The 18,118-nt window shown below is 69.5% G+C and carries 16 protein-coding genes; 14 read left to right on the top strand and 2 right to left on the bottom strand.

Annotated features, from left to right (window positions below; all coding sequences use genetic code 11):
• Positions 1-30: 30 nt before the first annotated feature.
• Entirely contained in the window at positions 31-378 is a 348-nt protein-coding gene (locus tag DA075_RS38490) for a DUF6538 domain-containing protein (RefSeq protein WP_099952207.1), read from the bottom strand.
• A 1,071-nt stretch (positions 379-1,449) separates the two neighbouring features.
• Between DA075_RS38490 and DA075_RS04560 the strand changes: the two genes are divergently transcribed.
• The 6 genes from DA075_RS04560 (at position 1,450) to DA075_RS35715 (ending at position 8,309) form a co-directional block, all read left to right on the top strand.
• The gene (locus tag DA075_RS04560; protein ID WP_099952206.1) at positions 1,450-2,976 is read left to right on the top strand and encodes an acetyl-CoA hydrolase/transferase family protein; all 1,527 of its coding nucleotides are present in this window, start codon (positions 1,450-1,452) and stop codon (positions 2,974-2,976) included.
• A 172-nt stretch (positions 2,977-3,148) separates the two neighbouring features.
• Positions 3,149-3,787: a trimeric intracellular cation channel family protein gene (locus DA075_RS04555; protein ID WP_099952205.1), complete on the top strand. Its 639-nt coding sequence runs from the start codon at positions 3,149-3,151 to the stop codon at positions 3,785-3,787.
• 258 nt (positions 3,788-4,045) lie between these two features.
• Positions 4,046-4,957, top strand: a complete 912-nt coding sequence (locus tag DA075_RS04550; protein ID WP_099952204.1) for a LysR family transcriptional regulator — start codon at positions 4,046-4,048, stop codon at positions 4,955-4,957.
• A gap of 367 nt (positions 4,958-5,324) precedes the next feature.
• Positions 5,325-5,669 carry a hypothetical protein gene (locus tag DA075_RS35720; RefSeq protein ID WP_123834129.1) on the top strand — a complete coding sequence of 115 codons (345 nt, stop codon included), beginning with the start codon at positions 5,325-5,327 and terminating at the stop codon, positions 5,667-5,669.
• 922 nt (positions 5,670-6,591) lie between these two features.
• Entirely contained in the window at positions 6,592-7,824 is a 1,233-nt protein-coding gene (locus DA075_RS04540) for an ABC transporter substrate-binding protein (protein WP_099952202.1), read from the top strand.
• A 152-nt stretch (positions 7,825-7,976) separates the two neighbouring features.
• Positions 7,977-8,309 carry a hypothetical protein gene (locus DA075_RS35715; protein WP_123834127.1) on the top strand — a complete coding sequence of 111 codons (333 nt, stop codon included), beginning with the start codon at positions 7,977-7,979 and terminating at the stop codon, positions 8,307-8,309.
• Between the two features lie 84 nt (positions 8,310-8,393).
• Here the strand turns inward: DA075_RS35715 and DA075_RS04535 are convergent, their stop codons facing one another.
• Positions 8,394-9,107 (bottom strand): TetR/AcrR family transcriptional regulator, encoded by a 714-nt coding sequence (locus tag DA075_RS04535; RefSeq protein ID WP_099952201.1) that lies wholly within the window; start codon positions 9,105-9,107, stop codon positions 8,394-8,396.
• A gap of 99 nt (positions 9,108-9,206) precedes the next feature.
• Between DA075_RS04535 and DA075_RS04530 the strand changes: the two genes are divergently transcribed.
• The 8 genes from DA075_RS04530 (at position 9,207) to DA075_RS04495 (ending at position 17,886) form a co-directional block, all read left to right on the top strand.
• Positions 9,207-10,118 carry an FAD binding domain-containing protein gene (locus DA075_RS04530; protein ID WP_099952200.1) on the top strand — a complete coding sequence of 304 codons (912 nt, stop codon included), beginning with the start codon at positions 9,207-9,209 and terminating at the stop codon, positions 10,116-10,118.
• Complete coding sequence (locus DA075_RS04525) at positions 10,108-10,620, top strand: (2Fe-2S)-binding protein (RefSeq protein WP_099956403.1); 513 nt, start codon at positions 10,108-10,110, stop codon at positions 10,618-10,620. Before DA075_RS04530 ends, DA075_RS04525 begins: the two co-directional genes overlap by 11 nt.
• A complete protein-coding gene (locus DA075_RS04520; RefSeq protein WP_099952199.1) occupies positions 10,617-13,001 on the top strand; it encodes a xanthine dehydrogenase family protein molybdopterin-binding subunit in 2,385 nt (794 codons plus the stop codon). Before DA075_RS04525 ends, DA075_RS04520 begins: the two co-directional genes overlap by 4 nt.
• A 138-nt stretch (positions 13,002-13,139) precedes the next feature.
• Complete coding sequence (locus DA075_RS04515) at positions 13,140-14,375, top strand: ABC transporter substrate-binding protein (protein WP_099952198.1); 1,236 nt, start codon at positions 13,140-13,142, stop codon at positions 14,373-14,375.
• Between the two features lie 37 nt (positions 14,376-14,412).
• Positions 14,413-15,312 carry a branched-chain amino acid ABC transporter permease gene (locus DA075_RS04510; RefSeq protein WP_099952197.1) on the top strand — a complete coding sequence of 300 codons (900 nt, stop codon included), beginning with the start codon at positions 14,413-14,415 and terminating at the stop codon, positions 15,310-15,312.
• A complete protein-coding gene (locus DA075_RS04505; RefSeq protein ID WP_099952196.1) occupies positions 15,309-16,337 on the top strand; it encodes a branched-chain amino acid ABC transporter permease in 1,029 nt (342 codons plus the stop codon). The genes DA075_RS04510 and DA075_RS04505 overlap by 4 nt, the downstream gene beginning before the upstream one ends.
• A complete protein-coding gene (locus DA075_RS04500; protein WP_099952195.1) occupies positions 16,331-17,113 on the top strand; it encodes an ABC transporter ATP-binding protein in 783 nt (260 codons plus the stop codon). Before DA075_RS04505 ends, DA075_RS04500 begins: the two co-directional genes overlap by 7 nt.
• The gene (locus tag DA075_RS04495) at positions 17,110-17,886 is read left to right on the top strand and encodes an ABC transporter ATP-binding protein (RefSeq protein WP_099952194.1); all 777 of its coding nucleotides are present in this window, start codon (positions 17,110-17,112) and stop codon (positions 17,884-17,886) included. Before DA075_RS04500 ends, DA075_RS04495 begins: the two co-directional genes overlap by 4 nt.
• Positions 17,887-18,118 lie beyond the last annotated feature (232 nt).

Below are 18,118 nucleotides of genomic sequence, written 5' to 3'. Positions count from 1 at the left end.
CACGCTTCTGCCGACAGGCGAAGCCCTTTTTCAGCAGCCTGCTAGTGGTTGGCCCGGTCGGATAAGGTAGACCATGGTCTCCGTCGCGATTTGAGTTGTGCCGTCCTCCAAGACGTGCTCTCCGAGCGGCCACCGGTAGGAGGGCGGTGATACGGTCCACTGCCCCTGCCGCAGGTTCTGTGACACCCATAACCGCTTCCGGTGCGCCTGGATCTCCTCGGCCGCCTTCATCTCGGCGAGTCGCCGATCATGGGTGCCGAGGCTCTTGCGGATCTCGGCCGGCTCGCCCAGCGCCCTCAACTCCGTGGGGATCTGGAGTCGCAGGTACCAATTTTTTGAGCGGGGATAGCGGAATAAGTATGGTGCCGGACGGGTCATGAAACCCTCTCAGGATAAGCGGTCAGGCCGTCATCATAGGATAAGCGGTAGGATAACTCTATGTGATTGTATCAAAACATACTTTTTATTTGTGAAATGTACTGGAATTCCTTCCCGTAGGGCGCGCCATGCGGCGGCTAAGGCATTGCGATCTCAGAAGCTGTTCGTTTTCATGCGCATGGCCTCCGGCGCGTGCTGCATGCGCGTGCTACGGGACCCGGTACGATGGGTTGCATGACGTTCGTTGAGCGCCGCGCCGGCCGTTAAGAGGTTCGCTTTCCCCTCCCCGACAACCTCGCCGGCAAACCGGCCCCGCCTCCCTCGCCGGAAACGCTTGCGGCTCTCGCCAATGCGCGAATCGGCCGCTTCGAGGCCGAGGTCTTCCGCCCCTCCAGACCAACGACGGCCCGACGGCCGACCGGTGGGTCCTCGCCCCCATCGCCGAAGCGCACCGGCTCGTCGATCAAGCGCGGTGCTTCCGCCGCGAGGACCGGCGGCCGGAATGAGGGCGAACCAGATCGCTGCTTGGGTGCGCGTCCGCGAGACCCAACTCCTCGGGACGGACGAGTTGATCCGCACGAGAGACATCGGCCTCGACCTGACTCGTGAGGATGGCCAGGGCCCTCGCGACGGGCTCGGCATGACGCTCGACGACGACGGGTCTAGATCCTCGTGGCGCGGGCGACGACGTCCTGAGGGTCGAACCGGCGATGCCGGTCCTGTCATGCGTGCAGGTCAGGCGTAGGGAGAAATCCACCTCGATCATGCTTCTTATGCATGTCTCTCATCTCAACTTCGTGATGCTCCCCGGCGCGGGCGGATGGCACGACACAAAGGGTCCCCCAAGCCGCACCGAGACGGGCAGCGGATCGGGGAGACGGTGTCGCGGGTGTTGCGGGGGACGCCTGTGGCCTTGCTCACGACCATGGGCGTTGCGGTGGAAGGCGGCAACCGGCCTCTCGGAGCGGCCTCGACACCGATGGGAGACGAGCGCGGGGGGCATCGACGAGCTGGGGCGCCCCCTCTCCACACCCCTCTTCCGATGGCGGGTCACGAGCTTAGGAGAAGAGGATGGGACAGAACACCCGTATCCGGCATGCCGTCCTCCGGACGAAGGTGACCAGCGCCGAGCATGCGGCCAGCCTGATCGCCCCAGGCAGCACCATCGGAATGAGCGGGTTCACGGGCTCGGGGTACCCCAAGGCCGTCCCGATCGCCCTGGCAGCCCGGATGCGCGCTGCCCATCAGAGCGGCACGCCGTTCCAGGTCAGCATCTGGACGGGCGCCTCGACTGGCCCGGAACTGGACGGCGCGCTCGCGGCTGCCGACGGCATCTCCCTGCGCCTGCCCTATAACTCGGATCCGGTCGCGCGAGACAGGATCAACCGCGGCGAAATGGATTACGCGGATCTCCACCTCAGCCAGGTGGCGCCGATGGCCTGGCAGGGCTTCCTCGGGCCGCTGGACACGGCGGTCGTCGAGGTCTCGGGGATCCGGTCTGACGGCGCCCTGGTGCCGTCCTCGTCGGTCGGCAACAACAAGACGTGGCTGGACCGGGCACGCCAGGTCATCCTGGAGGTCAATCGCTGGCAGAGCCCGGCGCTGGACGGCATGCACGACATCTACTACGGCACGGCCCTGCCACCTCACCGCGTGCCGATCCCGATCCTGCGGCCGGAGGATCGCGTCGGCGAGCCGGCCCTCCGCTGCGATCCCGACAAGATCGTCGCCATCGTCGAGACCGACGCGCCCGACCGCAACCTGCCCTTCGCCGCGCCCGACGCGGTTGCCCAGGGCATCGCCGGCCATCTCATGGACTTTCTCAGCCACGAAGTGGCGCGGGGGCGGCTGCCGGCTTCGCTGCTGCCGATCCAGTCCGGAGTCGGCAACGTCGCGAACGCGGTGCTCTCCGGCCTGCTTCACGGGCCGTTCGAGGGCCTGACGGCCTACACGGAGGTGATCCAGGACGGCATGCTGGATCTCCTGGAGGCCGGCAAGCTGCGCGTCGCGTCCGCGACCGCCTTCTCCCTCAGCACCGGGGCCGCCTCGCGGCTCAATGCCGACATGGCGCGGTTCCGCGACCGGATGATCCTGCGACCGCAGGAGATCAGCAACCATCCCGAAGTGGTTCGGCGCCTCGGCTGCATCGCCATGAACGGCCTCATCGAGGCCGACATCTACGGCAATGTGAATTCCACCCTCGTGATGGGATCGCGCATGCAGAACGGTATCGGCGGCTCCGGCGATTTCGCCCGCAACGCCTTCGTGTCGATCTTCATGACGCCATCGACGGCCAAGGACGGCACGATCTCGGCCATCGTGCCGCAGGTCTCGCATGTCGACCACATCGCCCAGGACGTCCATGTGCTGGTGACGGAGCAGGGCTTGGCGGATCTGCGCGGGCTCTCGCCACGGCGGCGGTCGGAGTTGATCATCGCCCGCTGCGCCCATCCCGATTATCGGCCGCTGCTCATGGAGTACGCGGAGCGCGCCCGGCACCGCTCCTTGGGCCTGCATGCGCCCATGATCCCGGGCGAGGGCCTGTCCTGGCATCAGCGCTTCCTCGATCACGGCTCGATGCTGCCGTCGAGCGACTGAAGCTCCAGGCCGCAACCCAATGCGGCCCGGAGTAAGGATCCGTGCGGTACAATGCGTGTGGACGTCCTGCTGGCCCCTCCGCACAGGTCCGGCAACGCGCCTGCTCGTCCGGTGACCGCTTCGGCGACGGATGCTTGGAGGCTGCCTTGATCGCGGCCGGAACGGAGACACCATGTTCGAGACTGCCGCCACGACCCTCGACTGGCTGGGCGTGATCGTTTTCGCGGTCACGGGCGCCCTCGTCGCGTCGCGCAAGGAGATGGATTTCGTCGGCTTCGCCGTGCTCGGCACGGTCACGGGCATCGGCGGCGGAACTCTCCGGGACCTGCTGCTCGGGGTGCCGGTCTTCTGGATCCGCGTGCCGGCCTATCTCACGACCTGTGTCCTCGTCTCGTGCCTGACCTTCTTCGTCGCGCATCTTCCGCAATCCCGGTACCGGTACCTCCTCTGGCTGGATGCGCTGGGTCTGGCGCTGTTTGCGGTCGTCGGCGCCGAGAGGGCCCTGCTGTCGGGGGCGGGCGCCCAGGTCGCCGTCGCGATGGGGGTGATCACCGCCACCTTCGGCGGCATCATCCGCGACCTTCTCGGCGGCGAGAGCCCGGTGATCCTGAGCCGGGAGATCTATGCCACGGCCGCCCTGGCGGGGGCCTTCACGTTCACCGCCCTGACCGCCTTCGAGGCGCCGCGCGACGTCGCGGTCGCGATCGGCTTCTCGGTCGGCCTGCTCGTCCGCGCCGCCTCGCTCCGCTTCGGCTGGACGCTCCCGCGGTACCGCCCCCGTCCCGGCCTCCCCTATCGTCATCCCCGGTAGAAGCGATCGGACGTCGCCCCATCCCCATGCCTTTGTGGACCACGCACACCCCGTGTCTGGAGATGCAATCTCCTGGGATCGGCGAAGAGCCGCGTTCCGGCGAGGAAGGGAGCATCGGCGGGTGCCGGGACCTGGACCGCATCGCTCGGGCTCCGCGCGGCCTCGCGGCAGGAATTCGGACCGTGCTCGTCCCGAATCCTCATGACGGGCAGAATGCGCGTCGCGCAGCCATGACGCACGAAGACCGGCGGAACCAGGATGGCCGACGAGATCAGTGACCTTCGGTTGTTCGCCGCCATGGTGGCGGCCGGCAACCTCTCGGCGGCGGCGCGGGCCATGGGTTCGTCGCCGGCCGTGATGAGCCGGCACCTCACCGCGCTGGAGAACCGGCTGGGCGTTCGTCTCGTCACACGCACCTCGCGCCGCTTCGACCTCACCGACGAGGGCGCCCTGTTCCACGAGCGCTGTATCGGGATCCTGGCCCAGATCGACGATGCCGAGGCCGAAGCGGCGCAGGGGGTGGGACAGCCACGGGGATCTCTGCGGATCAGCGCGCCCTTGCAGTGGGGTCGGCGCGTGCTGGCGCCGATCATCGCCGATTTCAGTGCCGAATTTCCGGTGGTCAGCGCCCATCTCGTTCTGACCGACACGAGCCTCGACGTGGTCAATGGCGGGCTTGACGTCGCGATCGGTGCGGTGCCCCCGCAAGCCTCCGGCGTGATCGTCCGAAAGCTCCTGTCCGGCAGGCGCATCGTCTGCGCGGCGCCGCGCTACCTGCGCGAGCGCGGGATCCCCGCGACGCCGGAGGACCTCAAGGATCACGATTGCATCCGCCTCGTGACCGGACACCAGGACGTGGACCGCTGGTCGTTCCGGGATGGCGACGGCGTGAGCACGATCGACATCCGCGGCAAGCTGTCGACGACGAGCACGGAGGTGGTCAACGCCTGGGTCCTGGCGGGGCACGGCATCGCCTCCCGGGCCGAGTGGGATATCGCGACCGAACTCGAGGCGGGACGCCTCGTGCCGTGCCTCGAACCCTACTGGTCGGACCCGATCGCCCTCTACGCCTCGTATGCGAGCCGGCGGCATCTGCCGCCGCGCATCCGCGTCTTCATGGATTTCCTGGCCGCCGCTATCGCGCGCCCGGTTCCCGCGCCGCGCCCCTGATCCCCCTGGCGCAGGCGGCCGGCCCTGCCCGGTCACATGTTTGCGATTTCCGCAAAGATGCTGTTCCGCCCCGTGACTCACGCCGAGGCGGGCGAAGCTCGTAACTGGGCGCCGACAGGGGAGAGGTGATGCCACACGGCGCGCGAGACTTCGATCGGGGCCGACCATCCAGATTCTTGCTCGAGCCCGTTGCTGACCGAACGGAGCAGCGGGCGGCGAGGCAGAACGGTCTGCGACCGGACCCGGACGGGGATCGCGCATGGTCGAGCGGCTGGCGGCCTATCACGATATACGTCGCGATCGGCGCGATCGTGATGCTCGATCTCTTCTCCCTATTCGTCGAGCTCCTGCATTCATAGGTCATACCGTGAGATATTCGACACTGATCCCGATCGCGTGTTCGTGGCTCGTGATCGTGCCGGCGGCCGCGCTGGCTCAGCCGGACGCCCCGGGCGGGAACCGTCAGATGGCCCCCAAATCGCAAAGGTTCGTGGGCTCGTGCTTGCCGCAGGACGAGAACGGCCGGGATCTTCCCAACCCGAACGCGTCGTCGGTATGCGGACAGTTCCGGGACGGCCGGTCCGAGTGCGCCATGCAGGAGCGCCTCGGCAACCGCCGGGCCCTTGCCCTGCACTGCTTCGGCTTCGACAACGTCGCGGACGTCGCGCCGGCTGAAACGCCTGTCCGATATACGTCGGGGACCCGACGCTGAGCAACGCTCCGCTCCTGATGCCGGCTGCGGACCGGCGCGCTGCCCCTCTGGCTGTCTGGCCCTGCCAGCGCCGGGACGCAGGAGCCACCGCTCGGCTTGGCCTGGGGGCCGAATGGACGGGATGCATGATCACCACCACGGCCGCTTGAGGCGTCATCACCAACGTCGCGGCCGCGCGAGGCGGCCCATGCACCCTCATCATCGCCGGTGACGGACCGGGCCCCGTTCCTCGCCTGGGGCTCGCGCCGGCCCCTTTCGGCCGGTGCGGCGACAGACGAAGTTGCCGGACGCTCCCCCCGATCCAGGAGGGCGAGGACACGCAGATGGCCGTACCGCACGTCGTGCCCGTACCATGGCGCGGATGCCGCCACGGGGATTGGAGCGGGCGCGGCGATCAGGCCAGTGATGCGAAGCGTCCTGGGAGAACCCGTCGCCTTCGAGACGTCCCCGGTCTCCGCGGCACGCATCGAACCTGCTCCGCATTCGCCCCGCAGCGTTCGTCCAGCGGAGGGGGCCGCCCTCATCAGCAGGCGCCGGTCGCGAGACCGGCATGCTGCCTGGGACACGCCCCGCCATCCCCATGACGATCCGATCCATCCTCGGGGCAATCTCGACCGCTCGGGAAGCAGGTCGTCCCGGGCGTTCGCCTTGCCCCGGGGCAGGCGCAACCAGCAAGAGATGGCCGGTCCCAGCATTCAACCTCTGCTTCCGACCTTGGGCATGAGATGTCTTATCCGGATGGATAGGTTATAAGAGGTTAAAACGTGCCGAATTGAGAAGAGTCGCACGGTGGTTTATTTGCGTTGCAGCATTGAAAAGCGTTCACCCCGCGCACGATCAGGGGTAAATATTGGGTATGTGGCAGTTTCGCCGTTGACACGAGTCTCGCGAATGCGCCTCATGAGGCGGGAGGTGCAAGACGATGCGGACGACCCGACGTCAGATGCTGGCCGCCGGAGCCGGATTCGGCCTCATGCCGATGCTGCCGCGCCTGTCGCGGGCGCAGGCCGCGAACACGATCCGGATCGGCGTTCTCAACGACCAGTCCGGGCCCTACCGCGACATCAGCGGGCCCTATGGCGTCGCCTGCACCCAGATGGCCGTCGACGAGTTCGCCGCCGGCGGCTTCCGGGTCGAGGTGATCTCGGCCGACCACCAGAACAAGCCCGATGTCGGGGCCGGCATCGCCCGGCAGTGGTACGACCGCGACGGTGTCGACCTGATCATCGACGTGCCGACCTCCTCGGTCGGCCTTGCGGTCAATCAGGTCGCCCGGGAGAAGAACAAGGCCTACATCAACACCGGCGCGGCCACCTCCGACCTGACCGGGGTGCAGTGCACGCCGGTCACGATCTCCTGGATGTACGACACGTACATGCTGGCGAAATCGACCGGCGGCGCCATGGTGAAGGCCGGCGGCGACTCGTGGTTCTTCATCACCGCCGACTACGCCTTCGGTCACGCGCTCGAGCGCGACACCGGCACGTTCGTGAAGGCCAATGGCGGGCGCGTCCTCGGCAGCGTGCGCTACCCGTTCCCGTCGACCGCGGACTTCTCGTCGTTCCTCCTCCAGGCCCAGAGCAGCGGCGCCAAGGTGATCGGCCTGGCCAATGCCGGGGCGGACACGGTCAACTCGATCAAGCAGGCGGCCGAGTTCGGGCTGACCCAGCAGGGCTTCAGGCTGGCGGCGCTGCTGATGTTTCTGTCGGACGTGCACGCGCTGGGCCTCAAGGCGGCGCAGGGCCTGGTCCTGACCGAGAGCTTCTACTGGGACCTGAACGACCGCACCCGCGCGGTGACGCGGCGGGCGCTGCCGCGGCTGAAGGGCACGTACCCGAACATGGCCTCGATCGCGAACTACTCGGCGGTGCTCCACTACCTGAAGGCCGTGACCGACATGGGGGTGCCAGCCGCCAAGGCCTCGGGCGTCGACGTCGTCAACCGCATGAAGGCGATGCCGACCGACGACGACGCCTTCGGCCCCGGCCGTATCCGCGAAGACGGCCGCAAGCTCTGCCCGGCCTACCTGTTCGAGGTCAAGAAACCCTCCGAGAGCAGCGGCCCCTGGGACTATTACAAGCTCGTCGGGACGACCCCGATCGACGAGGCGTTCCGGCCCCTCGACAAGGGCGGCTGCCCGCTCGTGCGTGCGTGAGGGCATTGACGGCGCTACGCACCGACCCAAGGTCGTTCGTCAGCTTGCCAAACCTGGCGTCGAGCAGGGCAAGGCCACGACGCGCCGAGCGGCCATGCTGGCGGCTCCTAGAGAACGCGTTGCTGCCAATCAGCGGGCGAACTCCCGACCCCTTGCAGACCTTCGTCCCTGCCGGCCCGGGCGTCCGCTCCGCAAGGAGGAGCGGCCCCGCAGAGTCGAGCACGATTTCAGCAGGTTTGGGCCGCGCAGCGCATGGCGACGAGATCCCGGCTCCGCCCCGTCCCGGATCGTGCGAAGCGTTTGCTGTCGATTTCAGGGCAGCCGCGGCGATGGGATGCCGCCTCGCCTTCCTGCCGGGCCGGCTCATCGGCGCGGCGATGGACGCCGTCGACGCCGCGCTGCGGGACGTCATCATCGAACCGGCGTCGCCGGTTTCGCTGATACCGCCGCGCCTTCGAACGGACCCGTTCGAAGGCGCTGGCTAAGCCCGAACGGGCGTCGGCGCTGATGCGCCGGACGCCTTGGCATCGACGTGTCGATGCCAAGGCGCGAGGGTATGAGAAGACCGTTCACTCGCCGATCGGCGTGATGGATCTGGCCCTCGTCACCACTCGGCGATGGGTCGCGAGCAGGCCGGGCAAGGCGGCATCCAACATCGCGGCGCGGACGGCGTCGCGATCGGCCGTGCCATCCATCCCGTAGACCCTCGAGCGCAAGCCCACATAGACCAGGGCACCGTGGATTCCGAAGAGCAGCTCGAACTCGTCCGCCGCGAGGGGCTGGGCCTGCGGGCTCGGCAGGTTGGATTCCGCCCGCATGTCTTCGAGGAGCGGCGCGAAGATGCGCTCGCGCACCATGCCGAGGTAGCGGCTCGGGAGATCGAAGCCTTTCAGCCCGGCCGAGACGAAGATCCGCAACCAGGCATAATCGTCGATCGTTCGCTGGTAATCGATCTCGAAGCGCCGGAACCGCTCCAGGCACGGCAGTGAGGCGTCGCGCACCGTCTCCTCCCAGGCGAGCTTCCAGCGCTTGAGGTAGACTTCCTCGTAGATGCGCTCGATCAGCGACGCCTTGGTGGGGAAGTACCTGAACAGGAGCGGCTGCGCGATGCCGAGGCGGCGGGCGAGCTCGCGGGTATGCCCGTCGAGGCCGACCTCGGCGAAATAGGCGATCGCCCCCTCGACGATCTGGCGCTCGCGGCTCTCCGCCGTCAGCCGCCGTCCGGTCGGGGCGCTCGCGGCCCTGTTCGCCGCCTGTTGGCCTTCAGGCCTGCTTGACGCCATCGCGGATTTGGCCTTCTCTTGAGCGGTCGATCAACAAGGGCATCCAGCCTGTCCCATCGGGGCGGTCATGGGCAAGCCCATCGGGAGGAGGACCAGCGCGTGAAGGCGCCCGACTTCGCCTATGTGCGTCCCGCCTCGCTCGATGCGGCTCTGGCGCTGCTCGCCGAGCACGGCGAGGATGCGGTGCCCCTCGCGGGCGGCCAGAGCCTCGTCACGGCGCTGAACATGCGGCTCGCCTCTCCCCGCCTGCTGGTCGACCTGAACGCGATTCCCGATCTCGCCGGCGTCTCCGAGGCGGGCGGCCAGGAGGGCGGCCAGGAGGGCGGCTTCGTGCGGATCGGCGCCATGACGCGCCATCGCGACGTGGGCACCGCGTCGGTCGTGCGCGAGCGCTTGCCGCTCCTGGCCGCGGCCATGCCCCACATCGCCCATCCGGCGATCCGCAACCGCGGCACGATCGGCGGCTCGGTGGCTTTGGCGGATCCGGCCACCGAATGGCCCGCCTGCTGCCTGGCCGCCGGCGCCACCATCGTGGCGCGCGGGTGCCATGGCGAGCGGCGCATCGCCGCCGAGGACTTCTTCCTCGGTCTCTACGCGACGGCTCTGGAGCCCGGCGAGATCGTCACCGCGGTCGAGTTCCCGGTGCCGGGTCCCGACGCGGTGTGGGGGTTCGAGGAATTGTCGCGCCGCCACGGCGACTACGCCCTCGTCGGGCTCGCCGCGACCGGGCGGCGGGCCGGCGGGCGCCTCACCGATCTGCGCCTCGCCTTCTTCGGGGTCGCCGACCGGCCGGTCCTGGCGCGGGCCGCCGCGGCGGCGGTCGAGGCTGGGGACGTCGCGGGCGCGCAGGCGGCGCTCGCCGGCGAGATCGACCCGCCGGACGACCCCGCCACGAAGGCCGCGACACGGCGGCACCTCGCCCGCGTCCTCCTCGGCCGCGTGGCGGGCCGGCTCCGGGAGGATGCCGCACCGATAGGGACCGTTCGCGGTGGAGGCCTCGATGGCGTCTGAGAGCCCGGACCGCGAGCACGCGGTCGCGTTCACGCTCAACGGCGAGGCCGTGCGCGCCCGGGTCCCGGCGCGGATGCATCTCGGCGACCTCCTGCGGGGAACCTTCGGCCTCACCGGGGTGCATCTCGGCTGCGAGCACGGCGTCTGCGGCGCCTGCACGATCCTGGTCGACGGGCGGGCGGTGCGCGCCTGCCTGATGCTCGGGGTCCAGGCCGACGGCGCCACCGTCGAGACCGTGGAGGGACTGACCGAGAGCGGCCGCATCGGCGACCTGCAGGACGCCTTCCACGCCCGCAACGCCCTGCAATGCGGCTACTGCACACCCGGGATGCTGGTGACCGCCGCCGAGCTTCTGGCCGACGAGACGGCTGCCGCCTCGCGCGAGGAGATCCGCGCGGTGATCTCCGGCAATTACTGCCGCTGCACCGGCTACCACGCCATCGTGGACGCGATCGCCACCACGGCGGAGGCGCGCCGCAACCGCCGGGAGACCGCCGAATGAGCACGGATCCGGGTGGCCTGACCTTCCTCGACCGGCCGAACAGCTATATCGGCCGGTCGGTCCCGCGGCCGAACGCGCGGCGCCTGCTGGAGGGCCGCGGGACTTACGTCGACGACGTTCCCGCCGCCCGCCTCGCCCACGTCGCCTTCCTGCGCAGCCCCCACGCCCATGCGCGCATCCTCTCGATCGAAACGGATGCCGCCCGGGCGATGCCGGGGGTGATCGCGATCGTGACCGGGCCGGAGCTGGCGCGGGTCTGCACGCCGTGGATCGGGGTGCTCGGCCACTTCAAGGGCCTGCGCTCGGCGCCTCAATACGCCCTGGCGCCCGAGCGGGTGACCTGGGTCGGGGAGCCGTTCTGCGCGGTCGTCGCCCGGAGCCGCGCCGAGGCCGAGGACGCGCTCGCCGCGATCGAGGTCGCGTTCGAGCCCCTCCCCGCCGTGGTCGAGATGGAGACGGCCCTCGATCCCGAGACGCCGGCGATCCACCCGGATCTCGGCGACAACCTCGCCTTCGAGCGCGTCCTCGACGTCGGCGAGGTGGATGCGGCGTTCCGCGACGCGGCGGTGGTGGTCGAGGAGACGTTCCGGTTCGGCCGGCATACCGGCGTCTGCCTGGAGCCCCGGGCGATCCTGGCCGACTGGGCCCCGGCGGACGGCCTGCTCACCGTGCATCACTCCTTCCAGGCGCCGCACATGATGCAGGACATCCTGTGCAAGCACCTCTCCCTGCACGAGGGGGCGGTGCGGGTGATCTGCAAGGATGTCGGCGGCTCGTTCGGGATCAAGGTCCATATCTACCCCGACGAGATGGCGACCTGCGCGCTGGCGCTGATGCTCAAGCGCCCGGTCAAGTTCGTCGCCGACCGGCTGGAGAGCTTCCAGAGCGACATCCACGCCCGTGACCACCGGGTCGCCGCCCGGATGGCGTTCTCGGCCGAGGGCGACATCCTGGCGATCGACATGGACGACCTGACGGGGATCGGGCCCTACTCGGTCTATCCGCGCACCAGCGCGGTCGAGGCCAACCAGGTCGTCAACCTGACCGGCGGCCCCTATCGCCACCGGCATTACCGTGCCCGGGCCCGGGTCGTGCTCCAGAACAAGGCGCCGACCTGCCAGTACCGGGCGGTGGGCCACCCGATCGCCACGATGGTCGCCGAGGGCCTGGTGGATCTCGGCGCCGCCCGGCTCGGGCTCGATCCGCTGGCCCTGCGCGAGCGCAACGTCATCCCGGACGATGCCTATCCGTGCGCCGGCGTCTCGGGCATCAAGCTCGAGAAGCTGTCCCACCAGGCGGCGCTCGCCAAGCTCAAGGCGATGATGGGCTATGACGCGTTGCGCGCCGAGCAGGCGGTCTTGCGCGAGCAGGGCGTCCATCGCGGCATCGGGCTCGCCGCCTTCATCGAGATCACCAACCCGTCCGCCGCCTTCTACGGGGTCGGGGGCGCGCGCATCTCCTCGCAGGACGGCTGCACGGTCCGGCTCGACCCGCAGGGCGGCGTCGTCGCGGCCATCAGCGTGACCGAGCAGGGCCAGGGCACCGAGGGCATCATCGCCCAGATCGTCGCCACCGCCACCGGCGTGCCGATGGACAAGGTCCGGGTGGTCTCGGGCGACACGCAGGCGACCCCCTATGGCGGCGGCACCTGGGCCTCGCGCGGGGCCGGCATCGGCGGCGAGGCCGCCTGGCAGGCGGGCAAGGCCCTTCGCGAGAACGTCGTGGCGGTGGCGGGCGCGATCCTCCAGGCCGATCCCCGGAGCCTCGACATGCGCGACGGGGCCGTGGTGGATGCCGCCACGGGCGCGGAGCGCATGACGCTCGCCGAGCTCGGCCGCATCGTCTACTTCCGGCCCGACACCCTGCCGCCCGGCGTGCAGCCGGAATTCGTCGCGACCCGGCACTACGTGCCGAAGGACTACCCCTTCGCGTTCACCAACGGCGTGCAGGCCTCCTATGTCGAGGTCGACCCGCAGACCGGGTTCGTGCGGCTCCTCAAGCATTGGTGCGTCGAGGATTGCGGCACCGTCCTGAACCCGCTCCTCGTCGACGAGCAGATCCGCGGCGGCATCGTCCAGGGGATCGGCGGGGCCTTGTTCGAGCACTGCCTCTACGACGCGGACGGCCAGCTTCAGAACGGCTCGATGGCCGATTACCTCGTGCCGATGGCGTGCGAGATGCCGGATATCGAGGTCGCCCATGTCGTCTCGGCGACGGCCTCCTCGGAGATCGGGGCCAAGGGCGCGGGCGAGGCCGGCACCGCCGGCGCGCCGGCGGCGGTGGTCAACGCCATCAACGACGCGCTCCGGCCCTTCGGGGCCCGGGTCTCGCGCCAGCCGGTGACGCCGGAGGTGGTGCTGGAGGCCATGGGCCTGATCTGAGCGCACGCCCGGCGCGCCGCCCCGACCGGGCGGCGGCCGGGGGTCGCGTGAGGCAGAGGGACACGACATCCGGCAACCGGTCCGCCCGAACGAGACCGGTCCCGGCGAGGACGACGCCACTTCAGGAGGGACGACAGGATGACGACGGGCTTCGACAGGCGCCGGCTGCTCCAGGGCAGCGCCGCCGCATCCGCGCTGGCGCTCGCCGCCCCCGCCCTCCTGCGCTCCGCGGCGGCGCAAGGAGGCCCGATCAAGATCGGGTTCCCGGTGCCGCTCACCGGCGCGTTCGGGGCCGAGGCGAACGACCAGGTCCGCGCCGCCCAGCTCGCGATCAAGGAATTCAACGAGGCCGGCGGCTTCCAGGGCCGCCAGGCCGAGCTCCTGGTGCGGGACGACAAGCTCAATCCCGGCGAGGCCGCCGGCCGCACCCTCGAGCTGATCGAGAAGGACAAGGTCAACTTCCTCGTCGGCGGGTTGTCGGCGGCGGTGACGCTCTCGATCAACAACGTCGCCCGCGAGCGCCGGGTGATCTACAACTCGATCAGCCAGTCGGACGCGATCAACGAGGCCAAGGATTTCGGCCGCACCACCTTCCACGAGGCGTTGAACCCGCACATGACCGCCGGTGCGGTCGGCCGCTACGTCTTCCCGAAGAGCGGCAAGCGGGTCGCTTTTCTGAGCGCCGACTACGCCTACGGCCACGAGATGGTGCGCGGCTTCAAGCGCGCCGGCGAGGCCTCGGGCATCGAGGTCGTCGCCGATATCCGCCACCCGATCGGCGCCTCGGACTACTCGGCCTTCCTGCCCCGGATCGCCGCGCTCAAGCCCGACGTGCTGTGCCTGTGCAATTTCGGCCGCGACCAGGTCGTGTCGATCCAGCAGGCGACCGAGTTCGGCCTGAAGCGCAACACCAAGCTCGTGGCGCCGGTCCTCCTCTTCACGTCGCGCAAGGCCGGCGGCGAGGCCTTCGACGGCGTGATCGGCGGGACCTCGTATTACTGGCGCCTGGAGGACACCGTGCCGAGCGCCAAGGCGTTCAACGACAGGTTCCGTGCCGCCTATAACGGGGCGGTGCCCTCCGATTACGGCGCGCTCGGCTATGCCGGCGTGCGCTCGGTCCTGGAGGGCGTGAAGGCGGCCGGATCGGTCGAGACCGACAAGGTCGTGACCGCGATGGAGGGCCTCAAGGCCGACTTCTACAAGGGGCCGCAGAGCTTCCGGAAGTGCGACCACCAGCTGGTGCAGTCGGTGCTGATCGTCGAATCGAAGTCGAAGGGCCTGAAGACCCCGGACGACGTCTTCACGATCCTGGGTACCGAGGGTCCCGACGAGCGCTTCCTGCGCGGCTGCGACGAACTCGGCCACAAGGCATGAGCCGGATCCTCCGCCCCGTCACCGGGAGTGTGCCGCTGTGAACGACATCAGTATCGGCGGCTTCCCCCTCGACCTCCTCGCGCTGCAGCTCGTGACCGGCGTCGCGCTCGGGGCGATCTACGTCCTGGTCGGCATCGGCCTGTCGCTGATCTTCGGGCTGATGAACGTCGTCAACTTCGCGCACGGCGCCTTCTTCATGGTCGGCGCCTATGTCGGGGTGTTCCTCTACGGCTATACCGGCAGCTTCTGGCTGAGCCTGGTCGCCGCCCCGCTGGCGATGGGACTGCTCGGGCTCGCGGTCGAGCGGGTGCTCGTGCGCCCGCTCTACGGGCGCGGCATCGACGATCCGCTGCTCCTCACCTTCGGCCTGTCCTACGTCATGGTCGAGAGCGTGCGCATCGCCTTCGGGCTCACCGGCCTGCCCTTCGGGGCGCCGCCCGAGCTGCGGGGAGCGGTCGATCTCGGCATCGGCTACTTCCCGCTCTACCGGCTGTTCCTGATCGCCTTCTCGCTGACGGTCGTCGGCGCGCTCTGGCTCTTCATCGAGCGCACCTCGTTCGGCCTGGTGATCCGGGCCGGCGCCCGGGACCCGCAGATCGTGCAGGTGCTCGGGATCGAGATCTCGAAGGTCTGGCTCGCCGTGTTCGGCCTCGGCTGCGCGCTGGCCGGTCTCGCCGGCATCCTCGCCGCTCCCCTCCAGGGCGTGACGCCGGAGATGGGCATCCCGGTCCTGGCCGAAGCCTTCGTGGTCACGGTGGTCGGCGGCATGGGATCCCTCGCCGGCGCCGTGCTCGCCGGTCTCCTCGTCGGCATCGTCGTGGCGATGACCTCGCTCGTCGCGCCCGACATGACCAAGATGGCGATCTTCGCCCTGATGGCCCTGGTCCTGCTCGTGCGGCCCCGCGGCCTCCTCGGCCGGGCGGGGGCGCTCGGATGAGCCCGCCCGCCCCCGGACACGCCCTTGCGCAGGGCACTCCTCTCGCCGCACCCCGGCCGGGCTCGGGCCGGACCGGGCGCTGGCTGGCCCTTGCCTCGCGCCACCGCGTCGCCCTGACCCTCGCCTTCCTGGTCGTCTTCCCGTGGATCGCGCCCTACCAGGCGCTCGCCGTGAACATCCTGGTGCTCGGGCTCTACGCGCTCGGGTTCAACCTCCTGTTCGGCTATACCGGGCTCCTGTCCTTCGGCCACGCGGCGTTCCTGGGCGGCGGCGCCTATGGCAGCGGCATCGCCATCGCCCATTACGGGCTGCATCCGGCGCTGGCGCTCGTCGCCGGCACGCTGCTCGCCACCCTCATCGCCGCCGCGATGGGCGTGCTGGCGATCCGCACCCGCGGCATCTACTTCGCGATGACGACCCTCGCCCTGTCGATGTGCGTCTACTACGTCTTCTACCGGGCGGAATCCTTCACCGGGGGCGAGAACGGCCTGCGCGGCATCAACGTGCCGGTCCTGACGCTGCCGGGCCTGCGCCTCGACCTCCTCGACCCGATGGTGAAGTACTACGCGGTCCTGGCGGTGGTCGGGGGGGCCGTCTGGCTGTTCTCGCGTCTCCTCTCCTCGCCCTTCGGGGCCGCCCTCGAGGCGATCCGCGAGAACGAGGGCCGGGCCCAGGCCTGCGGCTACGACGTGCGCCGGATGAAGCTCGTGGCCTTCGTGATCTCCGGCGCCCTGTGCGGGCTCGCGGGCGCCCTGCAGGCGATTCATCTCTCGATCGTGCCGATCGAGACGATGCACTATTCGACCTCCGGCCAGGCGGTGATGATGGCGCTGCTCGGCGGCATGGGCACCTTCTTCGGGCCTTTCATCGGAGCCGCCACCTTCTCGCTGCTCCAGGACGGGCTCGCCACGCTCACCAGCCATTGGCAGCTCTTCGTCGGCGCGATCTTCATCGCCTTCGTGCTGTTCCTGCCGCTGGGCATCTGGGGCGAGGTGCTGGCGCGCCTGAGGAGGACCGGATGGTGAGCGTGGCTCCCCTCGCGGCATCGGCCGCTTCCCCGTTGCCGATCCTCGCCACGGAGGGACTGGGCAAGCGGTTCGGGAATTTCCGGGCCCTGTCCGGCGTCAGCGTCGGGTTTCCCGAGGGCGGCATCACCGCGATCATCGGGCCGAACGGGGCCGGCAAGTCGACCTTCTTCAACCTGATCTCGGGTGCGTTCCCGCCGAGCGAGGGTCGCGTGCTGTTCCGCGGGCGGGACATCACCGGGGCGCCCCCGCACCATTTCGCCCGGATGGGCATCGCCAAGTCGTTCCAGATCACCAACGTCTTCCCGCACCTCACGGTGCGCGAGAACGTGCGGGTCGCCGCCCAGGCGCGCCGGGTCCGCTTCGCCTTCTTCCGCGACCGCTCGGCCTATCCGGAGCTCGCCGAGCAGGCCGAGGCTCTGCTCGGCGAGGTCGGGCTCGGGGCCCGGATGGACCGGCTCGCCCGCGAGCTGGCGCATGGCGAGCAGCGGGCGCTGGAGATTGCGGTGGCGCTCGCCGCCGAGCCGACGCTCCTCCTCCTCGACGAGCCGACCGCGGGCATGAGCCCGGAGGAGACGCGCGAGATGATGGACCTCGTCCAGCGCCTCGCCGAGACCCGAACGCTCATCCTCGTCGAGCACAAGATGAAGCTCGTGATGGGCCTGTGCCGCCGCCTCGTCGTCCTCCACCAGGGCCAGCTCCTCGCCGAGGGCAGCCCCGACGACATCCGCGCCCATCCCGAGGTGCGCCGCGTCTACCTGGGCAAGACCGCATGAACGCCGTCGCTCCCGCACCGCTGCTGGCGGTCGAGAATCTCAGGGCGTGGTACGGCCACTCGCACATCCTGCAGGGCCTCTCGCTCGAGGTCCGTGCGGGCGAGATCGTGACGCTGGTCGGCCGCAACGGTGCCGGCAAGACGACGACGCTCAAGTCGATCATGGGACTCGTGCCGAAGCGCGAGGGCCGCGTGACCTTCGCGGGGGCGGACATCCTCGACCGGCCGCCGCACGAGCGGTTCCACCGGGGCCTCGCCTACGTGCCGGAGGAGCGGCGCATCGTGCCAGGCCTGACGGTGGAGGAGAACCTGCGCCTCGGCATCCTGGCGGCCAAGGGGCCCTGGGCTGCGAAGGGTGACCGGGCGACGAAGGGCGAGCGGGCGTCGCGCCATCACGAAGCGCGGCGGATCGAGGCGATCGCCGAGACCTTCCCGCGCCTCAAGCAGCGGCTGAAGCAGGAGGCGATCACGATGTCGGGCGGCGAGCAGCAAATGCTCGCCATTGCGCGCGCGCTCATGGCCGAGCCGGTGATGGTGCTCCTCGACGAGCCCTCCGAAGGCATCATGCCGATCCTGGTCGAGGAGATGTTCGAGCAATTCGTGGCGATGAAACGGGCGGGCACCACCATCCTGCTCGTCGAGCAGAACGTCGAACTCGCCCTCGAGATCTCGGACAGGGTCTACATCATCGACGGCGGCGCGGTCGTCTACCATGCCCAGGCGGCCGAGCTGCGGCGCGATCCTGAAATCCAGGCACGCTACTGCGCCGTCTGATCGTCGCTGCGCCGTCCGGGCGTTCAGTCGAGACGACCAGCACCTGTGATGTCGACCATCGTCGCCGCGATTGACGACCTGCCGCACAGACCGAAACGGTCTTGCAGACGCGCGATTCCGTGCGCCGCAGGCGCCACTCCCGTCGCGAACCGGGCCCTGCTGGCTCCGTTCCTGCGATTGATACCCTCGCGCTTTCGCGTCGACACGTCGATGCGAAAGCATCCGGCGCATC

The organism is Methylobacterium currus, from assembly GCF_003058325.1.
GTDB lineage: Bacteria > Pseudomonadota > Alphaproteobacteria > Rhizobiales > Beijerinckiaceae > Methylobacterium > Methylobacterium currus.
The sequence above is the reverse complement of the archived record's forward strand: the minus strand, read 5'-3'. Positions and strand labels throughout refer to the sequence as shown.

Excerpts from the sequence above, each read along its gene's own strand:
- DA075_RS04515 (WP_099952198.1), top strand. The coding sequence starts at position 13,140 with ATGACGACGGGCTTCGACAGGCGCCGGCTGCTCCAGGGCAGCGCCGCC.
- DA075_RS04560 (WP_099952206.1), top strand. The coding sequence starts at position 1,450 with ATGGGACAGAACACCCGTATCCGGCATGCCGTCCTCCGGACGAAGGTG.
- DA075_RS04555 (WP_099952205.1), top strand. The coding sequence starts at position 3,149 with ATGTTCGAGACTGCCGCCACGACCCTCGACTGGCTGGGCGTGATCGTT.
- DA075_RS04495 (WP_099952194.1), top strand. The coding sequence starts at position 17,110 with ATGAACGCCGTCGCTCCCGCACCGCTGCTGGCGGTCGAGAATCTCAGG.
- DA075_RS04540 (WP_099952202.1), top strand. The coding sequence starts at position 6,592 with ATGCGGACGACCCGACGTCAGATGCTGGCCGCCGGAGCCGGATTCGGC.
- DA075_RS04500 (WP_099952195.1), top strand. The coding sequence starts at position 16,331 with ATGGTGAGCGTGGCTCCCCTCGCGGCATCGGCCGCTTCCCCGTTGCCG.
- DA075_RS04535 (WP_099952201.1), bottom strand. The coding sequence starts at position 9,107 with ATGGCGTCAAGCAGGCCTGAAGGCCAACAGGCGGCGAACAGGGCCGCG.
- DA075_RS04505 (WP_099952196.1), top strand. The coding sequence starts at position 15,309 with ATGAGCCCGCCCGCCCCCGGACACGCCCTTGCGCAGGGCACTCCTCTC.
- DA075_RS04550 (WP_099952204.1), top strand. The coding sequence starts at position 4,046 with ATGGCCGACGAGATCAGTGACCTTCGGTTGTTCGCCGCCATGGTGGCG.
- DA075_RS04520 (WP_099952199.1), top strand. The coding sequence starts at position 10,617 with ATGAGCACGGATCCGGGTGGCCTGACCTTCCTCGACCGGCCGAACAGC.
- DA075_RS38490 (WP_099952207.1), bottom strand. The coding sequence starts at position 378 with ATGACCCGTCCGGCACCATACTTATTCCGCTATCCCCGCTCAAAAAAT.
- DA075_RS04525 (WP_099956403.1), top strand. The coding sequence starts at position 10,108 with ATGGCGTCTGAGAGCCCGGACCGCGAGCACGCGGTCGCGTTCACGCTC.